Below are 16,535 nucleotides of genomic sequence, written 5' to 3' on the forward strand. Positions count from 1 at the left end.
TTACTCCCCAACCTTGTCGTCGTCGGCCAGCGCCTGGCTGGCGATCTTGCCAAGAAGTGGTTCGTTGTTCAGAAGTTGCGCGATGCGTTTTTCGGCGTCGACGCGGCCATCCATGAAGCCAAGCAGCTCCTCGAGCTGGCGCCGCATATTGAGGATCTCGGCCAGTTGCGGAACTTGCTCGGCGATCTTGTCCGGGGCGAAATCGCCCATTCTGGAAAATGTAAGGTCGAGCGCCAGTTCCTCGTCCCGCTCGGCGCCCTCAGCCTGAGGCAGCGTATTCTTCACGCGGGCTTTCACTCGTGGTCCGAGCGCCTCCATGAATTTGGGGAAGCGGTTCGCGTCGGTCTCGACAAAGGAACGGTCCAGCACTGACTTTGACGCTTCCTTGGTCTGCGAAGCACCGGAAAGGTCGGCCATCACGCCCATGACAAACGGCAATTCGATCGTCGTCGGGCTACCGTAGGTTTCCACGTCGTAGGCGATCTGCACCCGCGGTGCGCGATTTCGTTCGATGACCTTCGCTTTGCTTTCGGCTGGCATGTGCTGTTACCTTTCATCCTTCTGAGCCGTCTTCTTGACATCGGGAACGCCGGCAAGGAGCCGGAATTCCTTCAGCCCCGACGGGGCGAGATCTTCCATCAGTTCAACGAAATCCATGTGCACCATCCGGCGCACGCGCCGCGCTAGGTGCGGAATCGGGCTCGACGGTTCAGTGCGGTCATAAAAGGCGACGACGAGGTCGAGGCATTTCACCACGTCGTCGCGCGAGGAAATCCGGTCGGGAAGCCCCGTGCTCGAGTCCGCGTAGCTTGCCGCACTTGCCATAGTATCGGCTCCATGACCGTTTCGAGCAGGCGTTGCCGGTTCTGCCGGCGTGGGCGGCTTGGCCGCGCCATTCGCCAAGGCGCCGGCTGCCGAATTCCGTTCGAGAGTCGTCAGCAGGCGCTGCAGAAACCGCTTCAATTCCGGAACAGGAGCGCCGCCGCCCTCGAGACGGGCGTTGAGAGCGGTCTCGACCGCATCAAGGGCTGCGATCGCTGCCCGGGCGTCGGCGACGAGCAAGACCATTTCTGCGTTGGCTTGATCCATCTGTGCCGCACATCCGGCACGCACCCGGTTCAACAATTGTCCGTGCGCACTGACCAGTGCGGCCTTTTCTGCCGCGTTCAATCCCGAGGCGGCTTCCTGGAGCATGACACGGTCGTCGAGCGCACACCTTTCCAGATCCTTGCCCCGGATCGGGCCGATCGCACGTGGCGCAAAGAACGTCATTTGCCGCAGGTTCGCCAACAACCCCTCCTGACCATTCTGGAGGTCGAGCAGCGCGTTGATACGGCGCAAGGCGGCATCGCGTGGCAAAGCGTTGGGCCGCAGTGCCGGATGCATTGTTTCCCAATGCTGATCGAAGGTCTGCGCAATAAGGGCCAGCCCCTGCGCGAGCCCGGCCAGTCCTTCTTCATTGGCCAGCGCGCGCGTGACGACGACGAGCAGGCGCAGGTCCCGGCCATGCGCACGCAATTCCTCCGCCTTGGCGAGCACCGCGGGCCAGTCGACCGGAATGGTGCTTTGCGAGGCGGGTTTGTTCTGGCCGTCGTGGACGACCTTGATCTCGGGTTCCGTCAGGCGCTCCAGCTCATGAAAAGCCGGGTCGTTGCGCAAATCCTCCCCTGACGGATTTTCACCGTCGAGCGGAGCAAGCCAGAGTGCGACATCAATCACACCAACCCCCAGCGATCGGCCCTCAAACCGTACGTGACCCTACGGTATCACACGGTTGCACTTTACCACAATTCAAGCACTGCTCAAAAAATTAACGAAAGCTGACCAAGCCGCGTCTTGGGTGCTGGAACCCTTGGCCAGAGTGCTGACCCTGTATGTGAAATGCATTACACCGAGGCGGACAATTGCGTGGTTGTTTGCATCTGATGGTGCGGCACTCTCCACAAGTGGAAGGGGCGCTGTTCATCGCGCTTTGTCAAGTGACGGCTTATGTGGCAGGTTATCGGCTGGCAGATTGCAGGAGCACGTTCGATGGAACAGCGCCGGTCATCGCAGACCTTCAAACGCAAGGAACTGGTCGGCAAGCTCAATCCTGTCGGTGTGCGCGCCTTCAAGGCTGCGGCCGACACCGCCAAACTGCGCGGCAATCCTTACGTCGAGCTCGTCCACTTCATCGAGCAACTGGTACTTTCCGACCGTTCGGATGTGCAAATGATAATCGCCGATGCGGGCCTTGATGCGAGCCGGCTCACGGCCGATATGACCCGCGCCGTCGACAAGCTGCCTTACGGCGCAACGTCGATCGAGGAATTTTCCGACCATATCTTCCATGCCATCCAGGAAGCCTGGAACCTGGCCACGCTGGAGTTCAGCGTCGAGGAAGTCCGTAGCGCCCACATTCTCCTTGCCTGCCTGAAGACGCCGGTCCTGGAAGGCCTGCTGTCGAAGATCAGCGGCGAGTTTGACAAGATCGACGCCGCCGCGGTCATCGCACGATTCGCCGATGCCATGGAGGGCTCGCTGGAAGCCGGCGCCTCGACCACGGTCTCCACCGCAGAGGCGCCGCGGCGGCCTCCGGGTGGGGATTCGGCGCTGGCGAAATACGCCACCGACCTGACCCAGCGCGCCCGCGACGGTAAGATAGATCCGGTTGTCGGCCGCGATCCAGAGATCAGGCAGATCGTCGATATCCTGATGCGACGCCGGCAAAACAACCCGATCCTGACCGGTGAGGCCGGGGTCGGCAAGACCGCGGTCGTCGAGGGCTTTGCCTTGCGTATCGCTGCGGACGACGTGCCGCCGACACTGCAAGGGGTCAGTGTGCGCATGCTCGATGTCGGATTGATGCAGGCGGGTGCAAGCGTAAAGGGGGAGTTCGAAAAGCGGCTGAAGGCAGTCATCGATGAGGTGCAGTCTTCCGAAACGCCGGTCATCCTGTTCATCGATGAGGCTCACACCTTGATTGGCGCTGGCGGCGCGGCTGGAACAGGCGACGCGGCCAATCTGCTGAAGCCGGCGCTGGCGCGCGGCGAACTGCGCACGATCGCGGCAACGACCTGGGCCGAGTACAAGCAGCACATCGAGAGGGATCCGGCGCTGACCCGCCGTTTCCAGGTGGTCAAGATCGACGAGCCGTCCGAGGCGGTGGCCGTTCTCATGTTGCGCGGTGTCGCCGGCGTTCTGGAACAGCACCACAAGGTGCAGATATTGGATGAGGCGATCGAGGCGGCGGTTGGTCTCTCGCATCGCTATATCCCGGCGCGGCAATTGCCTGACAAGGCGGTGAGCCTTCTCGACACCGCTTGCGCCCGTGTCGCCATATCGCAGCACGCCACGCCGGCGGAGGTCGAGGACATCATGCGCCGACGCCAAGCGCTGGAGGTCGAGCGCGGCATCATCGGTCGCGAGGCCGCGATCGGCATCGAGGTGAGCGACCGGCAGGCACGGGTCGACACCGGGTTAGCCGAAACCGAAGTCATGCTCGCCGCCGCACAGGAGCGTTGGGACCGGGAAAAGGCACTCGTTGCCGAAATACTTGAACTGCGCGCCAGGCTGCGCGGCGAAGGTGTGCCGCTCGATGCGGTGGAGACGCCGGAGACCAATAGCGAAACAGCAGGCGCGGACTCGGTTGAGACTCCGCTGCCCAAGGTCGAAACGCCCAAGACCAAAACGGCCAAAATCAATATGGAGGCACCGGCGGCTGCCAATGCCCCTCCACCCGATCCGGCCGCCGATCTCACCCGGTTGCGCGAACTGATGGTCGAACTGGCCGAGGCGCAAGGCGAGACGCCGCTGATCCTGCCGTCGGTCGACCGCAACGCCGTGGCGGCGGTCGTTCAGGACTGGACCGGCATCCCGACGGGGCGGATGCTGTCGAGCCAGACCGAAAAAGCGCTGCGGCTGGCCAGCACTCTGTCCGAACGCGTGGTCGGCCAGGATCACGCCATGGAGATGATTGCCAAGCGTGTGCAGACCAGCCGCGCCGGGCTCGGCGCGCCGGAAAAGCCGGTGGGCGTGTTCCTGCTCTGTGGCCCCTCGGGCGTTGGCAAGACCGAAACCGCATTGGCCTTGGCCGAGACGCTCTACGGCGGCGAGCAGAACCTGATCTCGATCAACATGTCCGAGTTCCAGGAGGCGCACACGATCTCTACCTTGAAGGGGGCGCCGCCCGGATATGTCGGCTACGGCAAGGGCGGCATCCTGACCGAGGCGGTCCGCCGCAAACCCTATTCGGTGATCCTGCTCGACGAGGTTGAGAAGGCGCATCCTGACGTGCACGAAATCTTCTTCCAGGTCTTCGACAAGGGGATGATGGACGACAGCGAGGGCCGGCGCATCGATTTCAAGAACACGCTGATCCTGCTCACCTCGAATGTCGGCTCCGAAGTCATCATGGATCGGACCAGGAATGGCACGCTGCGGGCAGGGCTCGACGATCTGGACACCGCGCTGCGCAGCCCGTTGCTGAAGGTCTTCCCTGCGGCCTTTCTTGGCCGGGTGGTGACCATTCCTTACTATCCGCTCTCGGATTCGATGATCGAAGCGATCACCCGTCACCAGTTTGCCAAGATCGCTCGCCGGCTGCGTGCGACCAACGACGCAGAATTGGTGATCGGCGATGGCGTCATGGACCTAGTCAAGGCCCGCTGCACCGAGATCGAATCCGGCGGGCGGATGATCGATGCCATCCTGACAAACACGCTGCTGCCGGAATTGAGCCGCGGCGTGCTGAACCGCTCGCTCGAGGGCGAAAGGATGACAAGGGTAACCGTCGGCGCCTCCAAGGAGGGCTTCACCTATTCCTTCGAGTAAGGAATGTTGATGACGGTTTGCTTCGGCTTCTTCGTGCATAGGCAAGCTGAGCGACTAGCCGGGGAGCGGCCGGTGGCGGTGAACTCGTATGACGCAATCGGTTAGAAGAATGACGGTATTCTTTTACCTGCCACGACACCGGATTTGCGAGTGGGCGTCAAACGCGCTGCGGCCGCTGTGGGCGAAGGCATCCAAGGGTCGCGGAGAAGGTGCTACAGATTGTGATACCTATTGTGATACAAATCGGACGTTGGAGCAGAAAAAAAATAATAAAAACAATAGCTTGATGCGGGGATAGATCCCAGCCAACGGTACCATCGGGTTTTTCCTGTAAGTAATTGATTGGTTGGACGATTTTACGGAATTGCTCTGGCCCTTGAGCCATTTTGGCGGTTTTGTGATACCTATTGCATTCCGGCCTTCGCGCTCAAGGTTCAGACCAGTTGGGCCGGCCTGCGAATAAGCATGCTCGCCAACGATTTCTCGGGAACTGCTTGCAACACTCGCCAGGCCGGCGGTTTCAGGACTCATTGTCCAGGGCTCTTCCAAACCCGCGATCTGCCGCCGTCCTTGTCGGCAAGCACTAGCTGACGATCAATCTCCTCGCGTGGTATCGACATTTCACGGCGGCCAGATATCGCTGCCCAGATATCGCTGCCAGCGTGGACCGGATGTCGCCGCAGCATACCAAGAAGGACGGTGCTCTTTGACAATCTTCCCCTTCACCGAAGCCACCTCGATCCAGTTCCAGCATCCCCTGCCGAAGACTTCGGACGTCGTGATCATCGGCGGCGGGGTCATTGGCGTGAGCACGGCACTGTTCCTGGCGCGACGGAACGTCTCGGTGACGCTGCTGGAAAAGGGCCGCATCGCCGCCGAGCAATCCTCGCGCAATTGGGGCTGGATCCGGCAGCAGGGCCGCGATGCCGACGAACTGCCGATCGTCATCGAAGCGCAGCGCCTCTGGCGGCAACTGGCGCAGGAATGTGGCGAGGACATAGGACTGAAGCAGACGGGCGTTACCTATCTTGCGCGGACAGACAAGGAGATGGCCGGTTTCGCGAAGTTTCTCGAGATTGCCCAGGCTCATGGCGTCGACACGCGTCTCCTCGATCAAGGTGAGTTGGCAAGCCTGATCCCTGCCATGTCGCGACCGTTCAAAGGCGCAATGATCACCCCATCGGACATGCGGGCGGAACCTTGGGTCGCGGTGCCCGCGCTTGCTCGCCTGGCGGCCCGCGAAGGTGTGACGATCATCGAAAATTGCGCGGCACGTATGCTTGACATCTCCGCGGGACGCATCAGTGGCGTCTGGACCGAGAAAGGGCACATCGCGACCTCGAGCGTCGTCGTCGCCAGCGGCGCGTGGACGTCGCTCTTTCTGCGCGCCCACGGCATCTCGATTCCACAGCTCAGCGTCAGGGCGACCGTCGCCGCGACAGCACCGATGCCGGAAATCCACACCGGTGCCGCCGCGGATGAACGCATCGCTTTCCGGCGCAGGCAGGATGGCGGGTATACGCTCGCATCGGGAGGCAGCAGCCAACTCTACATAGGGCCGGACGCATTTCGCCACGCGGGCAAATATTTCAGCGCCCTGATGGCCAATCCCTTCGGCACGCGCTACGTGCCGGCCGCGCCGCGAGGATACCCGGATGGCTGGTCGACGCCGCGCAGATGGAACGCGGATGAAGAAAGCCCTTTCGAACGGATGCGGGTCCTCAATCCCGCTCCCGAGACGTCGGCGCTTCGCGCCATCGACCGCGGGTTCAGGGAGCTTTTCCCTCAGTTCACGACTGTGCCGATCAAGGCGAGCTGGGCGGGCATGATCGATGCGATGCCCGATGTCGTGCCCATCGTCGATCGCGCCGCTGCGATCCCAGGTCTCGTCATAGCGACCGGGATGAGTGGTCACGGCTTCGGCATCGGACCCGGCATCGGCCGTGTGCTGTCCGACCTCGTCCAAGGCAACGAGACCGGGCACAATCTCTACAGGTTCCGTCAATCCCGTTTCAGCGACGGCAGTCCGATCCGATTGGGGCCATCGCTGTAAGCGTTCCTGCCGCCCGCCAGGCCATCCGCTCTGGCCTTGAAGTGCCGGACGAGGATCTCAGGTGCCGCATGCCCCGGCGTAGGCCTCGATGCTCCGCCGGACGTGACCGATCGCGATCTCCTCGACGTCGCAGGCGCGGTCAGCCCATGTGACTGCAGAAGGCAGGTGCTGGAGAAACAGCGTCACCGGCACCTTGCGGCCGTACAAGGTATCGAAGAGACGGTTGCAGGCGGCACGGGCTTGCGGGATCGCCCAATAATATCGGACGCGATCGGAATAGGAGTAGTGGCGCAGCGTCCGCTTGTCGGCATCGCTGCCATGATAGTGGCTTGCCCAATTCTTGGGGGCGCCTTGCATCAGCTCTTCCATTGCGTGGTAAAGCGGCCGCTCGCCATAGCCAGGCACCAGGTCGGAAGCGATCAGGTCGAGCGCGTACAGCGCCTCGCGCAGCTTGAAGGTCAGCTCGGGTCCGACCTTGAGGACGGCGAAGCCGTCCTCGACGAGTTCACGCAACGGCCTCTCACCTTGATAGTCCGTCGAATGGGCTTCGAAAATGAGCGACGGCAATCTGTCGAGGGTTGCCGCCAGGTCGCGGGCCTTTGCCCGATCGTAGAAAATCACATTCTGGTTGCCGAACTCCACGCCCGGCTGCACCACAAGCCCGATGACGCGGGAAAATGCGCTTTCAAGCCCGGCGGTGTGGAATGCCTGGGCATGAACGGCATGTGTCTGGCGAGCCGCCTCCGGACTGGTCGGGGTGATCGCATCCAATGTGTGATCGGCGCCGCCGGGCGGCGGCACTTCCGTGCCGATGATGTAAACCGGGCTTGCCCCGCTGCTCTGCGCTGCCGCCTGCTCCGCGACGCCTGCCAGCCTGGCCGCGCGCCCGGCCACTGTGTGGTCGTCTAGCGCCGCCGGTTCACCCGCGCAGCCCATCGAGGCATCAAGGTGGATCTTGCGGAAGCCGGCGCGGACATAGGCATCGATCATCGTCCCGGCCTGCGCCATCGCCTCCTCGGCGGGCCGGTCTTTCCAGGGATTGGGGCCGAGATGATCCCCGCCAAGCACGATCAGCTCTTGCGGGCACTGCTCGGCTGCCGCGAGCGCTTCCACCATCGCCGCGAAATCGGCCGGCGTCATGCCCGTATAACCACCCAGATGATTGACCTGATTGCACGTCGCCTCGATCAGGACGGTGGTGCCGGTTTCCCGCCCGTGGCGCAGTGCGGCTTTCAGCACCAGCGGGTGCGCCGAGCACACAGAGGTCACCCCGATTTTCTTCCCGTCCCTGTGCAGGGCCGGCAAATCTTCGATCGCCACACGCATCAATTTCTTCTCGCCGTTCTTGCCATGAAATCCTCCAGCTCGGCCGGCGTGCCGGCTCCCTCCATGGGACCGAGGCGTGTGACGTTGCGCGCCCCTGCCGCGTTGGCGAATTCGAGCGCCGTCTGCAGCGCCATCCCCAGCCGCCGGCATGCGACATAGGCTCCGCCGAAACAGTCGCCGGCGCCGGTGGGGTCCGTTTCCTCGACGATGAGGCCGGGGCAATCGGCGCGGGCTCCGGTGCTTTGACGGGCTGACGCGCCATGTTCGCCGCGCTTCACGGCGATCTCCTTGACCCCTCGTCTGAACAGCGCCTCGATCGCGCGTTCCTCCCCGTCCGTGCCGGCGGCCAGGAACAATTCATTGCCCGACGGCAGCAGCAGGTCCGCTTCGTCCACCAGACCGGCGAATTTCTCCTCGGTCTGGCCGTGCGCCAGCAGTTCCTTGCGCAGGTTCGGATCGAGCGACATCGTGCCGCCGCGTGCCTTGATCAGCGGGATCGCGCGTTCGGTGATCGCCCAGGCTGCGGGACTTGCGAACACCGTTCCCATGACATGGATATGCCCGCAACGCGCGATCAGCGCCTCGACCTGCGGGCTCCATTCCAGTCGGGCGGCGGCGGATTTGGCGATGTTGTAGACGAAATCGCGGCTTCCGTCCGTGCGGTAGCGAACAAAGGCGCTGCCCGTCGGATAATCCGGGGAAACAGCGATGGCTGAAGTGTCTACGCCGTCCCGCTTCAGGCGCTCCATGTTGACGACGCCGAAATCGTCGTCGCCGACCACGCCCACCATTGCGGCCGCTCCGCCCATACGTGCGCATTGATCGATGAAGATGGCGGGCGCGCCGCTCGGAAAGGGACCAATGAGGTCGATAGGTTCCCGGAAGCCGGTGCCCGTCTGCCTCGCGACGATCTCTACCAGGATTTCTCCAATCGTCACGGTTGGCCCGAGCGAGTCCGCTGCAAGTGTTTGGGGGAGGTCGTTCATCAAGCGTCCAATCCTGGGTGTGGTGTCGTTCGCGGTTTCACGACGCCGAGGCGCAAGAGGAGTTCCTACCGGATCGATGTGAATCGATCAGCTGCCATCACGCTACAAACCTGCATGCATGGTCAAGCGCACACTTGGAACGACGCGCAAACCCTCAGCCGGGAAACAGGTCCAGGATCGACGACAGGCGGTTGGTGCTGAGATCGACGTCGCCGAGCAGGACGCCGCTGGGGAGATAGCCGACCACGAACAGACCGGCGGCCCGTGCTGCCTTGGTACCGGTGCGGCTGTCTTCCACGGCCACCACCGACCCTGGAGCTATGGCGAGCTGCCGGCAGGCCTCGCGATAGGGCGTGGGGTCGGGCTTGCCGGCCGACACGTCGTCGAGGCTGATTGTGAGACTCATATGGTCGAGCACGCCGAGCGCATCGAGATTGGCATTGACGACTTGCCGGCCGGAATTCGAGACGCAGACCTGCGGGACGCCGCGGTCAGCCAGGGTCCGAATCGTCTCGACCGCCTCGGGGATCGGGACGGCGTTCGCCCGGTTCGCGACGTAGTGGGCATTGATAGCGGCGAGCCACTCCGCCTGGTCGAGCCCGCCCGGGAGACGCGGACGCAGCATTGTCCAGACGTCGCCCATATGGATGCCGCGAAAGGCTTGGTCGGGCAGGTCGTCAAGATCGACGTTCCAGTTGCTGCAGCCGGCGAGGAGAGATTGATGATGCAACGGCTCGCTGTCGATCAGCGTTCCGTCGATGTCCCAGGCGACGGCGCGATACATCACGATGACGATCCCGCTCTGGTCGCGCCATGAGCCGACAGGCGCGCATAAAGATCGCGATAGCGGCGATAGCCGTCGCGGTAGATGTCAGCCTTGCGCAGGTCGGGATCGAGCCGGTCGGCGAAGCTGACGAAACCGGAAACGCCCGACCAGTCGTCGGTCAGGCCGACGCCGATCGCCGCCGTCCAGGCAGCGCCGATGCAAGAACCGGGGTGCCCGGTCAGGCGTTGGACCGGCTTTTGCAGGACATCCGCGACAATCTGCATCCAGACCTTGCTGCTTGAGCCGCCGTCGGAGGCGAGATAGCGCTCGGTCCGGTGGCCCATGTCGTTGAGCACCTCGATATGATGCGCGATGGCGAAGGCATAGGCCTCGAGCAAAGCGCGCCAGACATGGCCGATATCGTGCGACAGCGTCAGCCCATCGATCGCGCCACGAGCCGCTGGATCATGAATCGGCGTCTTCTCGCCGAGGAAGTAGGGCAGGACGGTGAGGCCGTCGGCACCGGCGGGACGCTCTGCCGCCAGCGCATCGAGCCGCTGGTGTATCGAAATACCATCGGCCTGTGCCGTGGCCATCTCGCCGCCGGCGAAATTGCGTACGAACCAGTTGAGGCCCGAGCCGCCGGTCGACATACAGCCATTGGGCATGAACAGGCCCGGCACCAGGTGGTAATCAAGATACATGCGGGGATCTGGCTTGATCTGATCGGTGGCGATCAGGATATCGACCGAGCCGCCGAATTTCAGGAGGACATCGCCTGCTTTGGCAACTCCGGCGCCGAGCGCGGAAGCGATCATGTCGGCCGCACCACCGACGACAGATGTTCCCGCCATCAGGCCGGTCTCATCCGCGGCCTTCGCCGAGACGGAGCCGAGGATCTCATGCGAGGCGATCTTTCGTGGCACGGCCGAGCGCGGTATGTGAGCGAGCGCCACCAGATCGTCGTCGATCCGGTGCGTCGAAACATCGACGAAGCCGGCCTCCAGCGCCCAGTTCTGCTCGACCGCACGTTCGCCGGTGAGGCGCCAGTTGATATAGTCATAGGAGCCGAAAACGGTGGCGATGCGGCTGAACACCTCCGGCTCGTGACGCTCTATCCAGCGCAGCTTTGCGGTGACCAGCTGTTGGTTGATGCCGTTGCCGGCCTTGGCGATGAAAGCCGCCTCATCGCATTCGGTCCGCAGTTCGGCCACTTCGGCGCCACAGCGGCCGTCGCTCTGCTGAATGCTCGGTCGCAGCACCTCGCCCTGCTCGTCCAGAAGAACGACCGCCGGCAGCATGCCGGTGGTGCCGATCGCCACGATCTCTTCGGCCTTGATGCCGCTGGTCCTCAGCAACTCCTGCACGATGTCGCGGACATTGGTCCACCATTGCGCGGGATCTTCCTCGGCCCAGCCCGCATGCTCGGAATGCAGCGTGACGGGGCGCGAGGCGAGGCCCAGCACCTGATCGGGAAGCCGGATCAGAATGCCGATCGTCGAGGTGGTGCCTATATCGAGACCGAGAACGAACGCCATGTCGAATCCATTGAAATGCCGGGAAGGGCAGGCGGGCGAACCTGTCTGCCTCGTCGTGTCCCGCTGCTCGATACCAGTCGATCATTCCGGACGCCGGCCCGCAACGATCGATATGATCACCGCGAGCCGGCGCGATGGCCGGCATCGCCGTGGAAGCCGTCCTCAGCGCAAAGTGGCGACAACGTCCATGAAGCGCTTGACCCGATCGCCGTCGACGGCGTTCCAGGTATTGCCATCGATCTTGAAATGGGTCCCGATCACGACGCCGCTCGCCAGCGAAAGGACATCGCGGACATTGTCGATGTTCACGCCGGTGTTGGCGAAGACCGGCACGTCCTTGATCGTCTCGCAGACGCTGCGCAGGTGGGACTGGTCGGCCGGCTGGCCAGTGATCGGACCGGAAACGAGGATGGCGTCGGCCATCGACGAGAACACCGCGCTCTTGGCGCGCAATTCAATAGGACGCTGGTCGAGCGAGTGTGCGAACTCTGCATTGATGTTGAAGAGAAGCTTCATGTCGTCGCGGCCAAGATTGTGCCGCAGGCGCGAGGCGGCGGCGCAATCGGGCTCCCACAGGCCCATGTCGGAAGCAAACAGGCCGGTGAAGATCTCGCGCACGAAACGGGCTCCGGTGGCCGCCCCGATCGCGACGCTGGCAGTCGGGTCCCAGAGATAATTGACGCCAAACGGCACCTTCAGCTCGGGTTTCACCGCCTGGACGATCGCGGTCATGGCGGCAATGCCTTCGGGCGGCGCCTTGAAGACATAGGGGCGGTCGTTCTCGTTGCCGAACATGATGGCATCGACGCCGCCGCTCTGCAGCTTGCGGATGTCGGAGAGCACGCCATCGATCAGCTTGTCGAGGCCGCCATCGGCATCATAGAGGGGCGTTCCCGGCAGGGCACCGATATGTGCCATCGAGATGACAGCCTTCTTCTTGTCGCCGAAAAATTCAAATACCATCGAGTCGTCTCCTTGGGGATAAAGTGAAAATGTTGCGCCTCAGTCGCGCGTCAGCGGCGGCGCGATGCGCAGGTCGACCTTGGCCGCGGCGAGCGCTGCGGCGATCTTGGCCGGCGGCTCGGCATCGGTGATGAGGATGTCGACGTCCGACAGTGGCGCTATCCGCACCAGCGACATGCGCAGGAATTTGGCGGAATCGCAGAGCACGATCTTGGTGCCTGAGCGTCTGAGATAGGCGCGCTTCATATCGGTATCATCGAAGGAATAGTCGAAGAGGCCGTCCGCCGTGATGCCGGAGACGCCGATCACGGCGACATCGAACCACAGCGCCTCGAACTGGGCGATGGCCGCGGGTCCGCCGGTCGACATCTCGTCGGCTCGTACGCGGCCGCCGGCAACATAGACTTCGGGCACACCGCCGTTCAGCGCCGCCGCGATCCTGAGGCTGTTGGTGAACACCTTGGCGTGCGGAAGGTCCTTGAGGTGCTCGGCCATCAGATAGGTGGTGGTGCCGACATCCAATGCGATCGTGCGGTATCCCGAAACCAAGGCGGCCGCGGCGGCGGCAATCGCGGCCTTCGGGTCACGGCGCTGGCGCAAGCGCGAATCGAAACTCGGCTCCTCACTGTCCATGGCGACCAGCGGCGGGTTCTCGGCCTCGATCGCGCCGCCATGGATTCGCACCAGCCTGCCCTCGCGTTCCAGTTCGACGAGATCGCGGCGGATCGTCATGTCGGAAACGGCGAGTTCGGCCGCTGCCGCAGCGACGGTGAGCGACCCCGTGCGGCGCAGGAAAGCCAGGATGCGTGCCTGTCGATCGTGCGCGAGAAGGCGCTGACGGTCGGCATCACGCGGTGCGCCATGCGTGGACGATAGAGGAGAGGCGGTGTCGTCGGCCATCGATGTATCCGGTGGGTAAGCCGCTGACGAAGCGGTCTGCAACTTCAACTCTACCGCATGATCAAACATTTTCAAACAAAAATATGTTTGCAGTGTTCGAATTTATTGGTATGCATCTCGATATTAACAGAACGCGTTCCGCCACCAAGCAGAGAGAATACGACCATGCCGGCTGCCTCCGTCATTCCTCCAGTGCTTGCCGAACTCGCGGGCAAGCGTGCCTTTGTGACGGGTGGCGGCGCGGGGATCGGTCGCGCGATCGCGACCGCCCTGACGCGGCAGGGTGTCGCCGTGGCGATCGGCGATCTGGATCCCGACGCGGCGCGCAAGGCGGCCGAGGAGATTGGCGGCGGTGCCGCCGCCGTCACGGTCGATGTTCGCCGTCGCGATTCCGTCGAGGCGGCCTTTGCCACTGTGCTGGAAGCGCTAGGCGACTGCGATATCCTGATTGCCAATGCCGGCGTGTCCACCATGCAGCACGCGCTCGATCTGACCGACGAGGAGTGGGACTTCAACTTCTCGGTCAATGCGCGCGGGGTATTCCTCGCAAATCAGATCGCTGGACGGCATTTTGTCAAGCAAGGCACGGGCTGCATCGTCAACACCGCCTCGCTTGCCGCGAAGGTCGGTGCGCCGCTCCTGGCGCATTATTCGGCATCCAAGTTCGCCGTGCTCGGCTGGACGCAGGCCTTTGCCCGCGAGCTCGCGCCAAAGGGAATCCGCGTCAATGCCGTCTGCCCGGGGTTCGTCAAGACCGGCATGCAATCGCGCGAAGTCGAATGGGAGGCGCATCTGCGGCAGGTCACGCCCGAACGGGTGGTCGCCGACTATATCGCGCAGACGCCGCTCGGCCGGCTCGAACTGCCGGAGGATGTCGCCGACGTCGTCGTGTTCCTCTGCTCGGATCAAGCCCGCTTCATGACTGGCCAGGGCGTCAACGTGACCGGCGGCGTCTACATGACCTGACGGCTTTTGGCGGCTGTAACCGGATCCTGATGCTGGCACGCGCCATCCAAAAAAGTGAACACATATGATCAGAAGGCAGGCTTTCAATGTTACATTTTGTTCTCTAAGATGACCGTTCGCTCGACTTCGGCCTTCGGCGTACAGCCGGGTCAGACGGGTTCATGAGGAATGTCTATGGCGTCTATCGAGCTCGATCGCGTTTCCAAGCTCTACGGCAATGGCAATTACGGGGTGCATGAGGTCGATCTCACCATTCCCGATGGCGAATTCGTGATCTTTCTCGGCCCGTCGGGATGCGGCAAGTCGACGACGCTGCGGATGATTGCCGGCCTGGAGAGTATCTCCTCCGGCGATCTTCGCATCGGTGGCAAGAGCGTCGCCAATGTCGCGCCGCGCGACCGAAACGTCGCGGTGGTTTTCCAGAGCTACGCGCTCTATCCGCATATGTCGGTGTGGCAGAACATGGCTTTCGGGCTGAAGATGCGCGGCACCGACGCAGCAGTGATCGATGCCAAGATTGCCGACGCCGCGAACCTGCTCGGTTTGCAGAATCTTCTCGGCCGCAAGCCGGCAGCGCTTTCGGGCGGCCAGCGTCAGCGTGTCGCGCTTGGCCGGGCGATCGTTCGCGAACCGGCGGCCTTCCTGCTTGATGAACCGCTGTCCAACCTCGATGCGCAGCTGCGTGCCGAGATGCGGCTCGAACTCGTCAAGCTGCACCGACGCCTCGGCCGCACCATCGTCCATGTCACGCACGACCAGGTCGAGGCCATGACCATGGGCGATCGCATATGCATCATGCGCGATGGTCGCCTGGTCCAGGCCGGCCGGCCGCTTGAAGTCTATGCCGACCCGGTCAACACCTTCGTCGCGCGCTTCCTGGCGACGCCGCCGATGAACCTCATTCCGGCCACGCTTCAGGCCGCACCTGGCGAAGGGCTCTCCGTCCTGACCGATAGTGGTGCCGTGCTTGCCGTCCCCGCCCGCCACCGCAACGCTTATGGCGAGCGTGTCGGGCGCCGCGTCATTCTGGGCGTGCGGGCCGAGGATTTCCACGAAAGCCCCGACAAGCCGGACTGGCAAAAGATTTCCGTACGGGTCGTGGCCGTCGAAGCTCTCGGCGCCGAGAACGTCCTGATCGGCCAGATTGCCGGTCAGGCCACCGGCACGGACGATGCCCACCCCGCCGGAGGCGGCAAGCCGTTGGAGATCGCCGCCCGCCTGAGCCGTTATTTCACGGCGCCCGTCGGCTCGATCGTCGAACTCTACATCGACCCGCTGCCGATGCACCTGTTTGATCCCGAAACCGAACTGGTGATCGCGCGGCCGAGCCTCATGGGGGCCACTCGATGACCAGCATGGACAGAAACGAGCGGCCGGCCTTTCGTCGCCGCTTCGGCCTGCATTTCGGGCTGATTGTCGTTTGCGCCATCGTGCTGCTGCCGCCGCTCTGGGTGCTGCGGACGAGCTTCGTGCCCGAGCAGCTATCCTACAGCAACGAGCTGATGCCGGCCTTTACGACGGACAATTATTCGGCGCTCCTGTCGAGCCGCTTCGGTCAGTCCTACCTCAACAGCCTGATCGTCGCGCTCGGCTCGGTTCTGCTCGCATTGCCTTTTGCCGCCACCACCGGTTATGCCTTCGCCCGTTTCCGTACGGGCGGTCGGTGGGCGCGTTTTGCCGTTCTGGCGACGCAAATGCTGCCGCCCGTGGCGCTGGTGCTGCCGACCTTCACGCTGTTCCGAAGCCTGGAGCTCAGCAATTCGCTGACCGGGCTGATCATCGTCTATGCCGCGCTCAACCTGCCTTTCCTGACCTGGATCCTGATGGGCTTCTTCGAAGGCATTCCAGTCGATCTGGAGTGGGCGGCGATGACCGACGGCGCGACCGCCTGGGGCGCCTTCTGGCGCATTGTGCTGCCGGTGTCGATGCCCGGTATCGCGGCCGCCGGCGTCCTCGGCTTCATCCTGGCGTGGAATGAGTTTCTGTTTGCCCTGGTTTTGAGCGGGCCGAAGACGGCGACCATACCGGTTGCGCTCGCCGCGTTGCAGACCTCGAACGGCGTCCAGATCGCCAAGGTCTCTGCCGGCGTCGTCCTTGCCATCCTGCCGCTGGTCGTGGCTTCCCGCTTCATCCAGCGTTTCATCGTCCAGGGCTTGACGTTCGGCAGCGTGAAATAGGCCGGCCGCTCCGAGAGCCGACATGGCTCGCTAGCCGGTTATGAAATC

At 63.2% G+C, this 16,535-nt stretch carries 14 protein-coding genes; 5 read left to right on the forward strand and 9 right to left on the reverse strand.

From position 1 onward, the window contains the following. Together tssB and tssA are read right to left on the reverse strand one after the other, a co-directional pair. Positions 1-540 carry a type VI secretion system contractile sheath small subunit gene (gene tssB / locus EOB59_RS01320; protein ID WP_128287451.1) on the reverse strand — a complete coding sequence of 180 codons (540 nt, stop codon included), beginning with the start codon at positions 538-540 and terminating at the stop codon, positions 1-3. A 6-nt stretch (positions 541-546) separates the two neighbouring features. Further along, the gene (gene tssA, locus EOB59_RS01325; RefSeq protein WP_128287452.1) at positions 547-1,719 is read right to left on the reverse strand and encodes a type VI secretion system protein TssA; all 1,173 of its coding nucleotides are present in this window, start codon (positions 1,717-1,719) and stop codon (positions 547-549) included. 312 nt (positions 1,720-2,031) lie between these two features. Between tssA and tssH the strand changes: the two genes are divergently transcribed. Further along, on the forward strand, positions 2,032-4,812 hold the full coding sequence (gene tssH / locus EOB59_RS01330) for a type VI secretion system ATPase TssH (RefSeq protein ID WP_128287453.1): 2,781 nt from the start codon (positions 2,032-2,034) through the stop codon (positions 4,810-4,812). A 228-nt stretch (positions 4,813-5,040) separates the two neighbouring features. On the opposite strand, the gene EOB59_RS01335 is transcribed toward tssH, so the two are convergent. Further along, complete coding sequence (locus tag EOB59_RS01335; RefSeq protein ID WP_128287454.1) at positions 5,041-5,343, reverse strand: hypothetical protein; 303 nt, start codon at positions 5,341-5,343, stop codon at positions 5,041-5,043. 175 nt (positions 5,344-5,518) lie between these two features. Between EOB59_RS01335 and EOB59_RS01340 the strand changes: the two genes are divergently transcribed. After that, on the forward strand, positions 5,519-6,865 hold the full coding sequence (locus EOB59_RS01340) for an FAD-binding oxidoreductase (RefSeq protein ID WP_128287455.1): 1,347 nt from the start codon (positions 5,519-5,521) through the stop codon (positions 6,863-6,865). A gap of 57 nt (positions 6,866-6,922) precedes the next feature. On the opposite strand, the gene EOB59_RS01345 is transcribed toward EOB59_RS01340, so the two are convergent. From EOB59_RS01345 to EOB59_RS01370, 6 genes are all read right to left on the reverse strand, one after another. Next, complete coding sequence (locus EOB59_RS01345) at positions 6,923-8,191, reverse strand: D-tagatose-bisphosphate aldolase, class II, non-catalytic subunit (RefSeq protein ID WP_128287456.1); 1,269 nt, start codon at positions 8,189-8,191, stop codon at positions 6,923-6,925. Beyond that, positions 8,191-9,177: a sugar kinase gene (locus EOB59_RS01350; RefSeq protein ID WP_127395308.1), complete on the reverse strand. Its 987-nt coding sequence runs from the start codon at positions 9,175-9,177 to the stop codon at positions 8,191-8,193. The genes EOB59_RS01345 and EOB59_RS01350 overlap by 1 nt, the downstream gene beginning before the upstream one ends. 154 nt (positions 9,178-9,331) lie before the next feature. Then, entirely contained in the window at positions 9,332-9,961 is a 630-nt protein-coding gene (locus EOB59_RS01355) for an HAD family phosphatase (protein ID WP_128287457.1), read from the reverse strand. Further along, positions 9,961-11,481, reverse strand: a complete 1,521-nt coding sequence (locus EOB59_RS01360; RefSeq protein WP_128287458.1) for an FGGY-family carbohydrate kinase — start codon at positions 11,479-11,481, stop codon at positions 9,961-9,963. The genes EOB59_RS01355 and EOB59_RS01360 overlap by 1 nt, the downstream gene beginning before the upstream one ends. Before the next feature lie 162 nt (positions 11,482-11,643). After that, the gene (locus EOB59_RS01365) at positions 11,644-12,444 is read right to left on the reverse strand and encodes a BtpA/SgcQ family protein (RefSeq protein ID WP_023809131.1); all 801 of its coding nucleotides are present in this window, start codon (positions 12,442-12,444) and stop codon (positions 11,644-11,646) included. A 39-nt stretch (positions 12,445-12,483) separates the two neighbouring features. Then, positions 12,484-13,344 carry a DeoR/GlpR family DNA-binding transcription regulator gene (locus EOB59_RS01370; protein ID WP_127329125.1) on the reverse strand — a complete coding sequence of 287 codons (861 nt, stop codon included), beginning with the start codon at positions 13,342-13,344 and terminating at the stop codon, positions 12,484-12,486. Positions 13,345-13,509: 165 nt separating this feature from the next. On the opposite strand from EOB59_RS01370, the gene EOB59_RS01375 reads away from it, so the two are divergent. The 3 genes from EOB59_RS01375 (at position 13,510) to EOB59_RS01385 (ending at position 16,487) form a co-directional block, all read left to right on the forward strand. After that, a complete protein-coding gene (locus tag EOB59_RS01375) occupies positions 13,510-14,310 on the forward strand; it encodes an SDR family NAD(P)-dependent oxidoreductase (protein ID WP_128287459.1) in 801 nt (266 codons plus the stop codon). 174 nt (positions 14,311-14,484) lie between these two features. Beyond that, positions 14,485-15,660: an ATP-binding cassette domain-containing protein gene (locus tag EOB59_RS01380; protein ID WP_128287460.1), complete on the forward strand. Its 1,176-nt coding sequence runs from the start codon at positions 14,485-14,487 to the stop codon at positions 15,658-15,660. Continuing rightward, a complete protein-coding gene (locus EOB59_RS01385; protein ID WP_013530271.1) occupies positions 15,657-16,487 on the forward strand; it encodes a carbohydrate ABC transporter permease in 831 nt (276 codons plus the stop codon). The genes EOB59_RS01380 and EOB59_RS01385 overlap by 4 nt, the downstream gene beginning before the upstream one ends. The last annotated feature ends 48 nt before the right edge of the window (positions 16,488-16,535 follow it).

Source organism: Mesorhizobium sp. M7A.F.Ca.MR.176.00.0.0 (assembly GCF_004023165.1).
GTDB lineage: Bacteria > Pseudomonadota > Alphaproteobacteria > Rhizobiales > Rhizobiaceae > Mesorhizobium.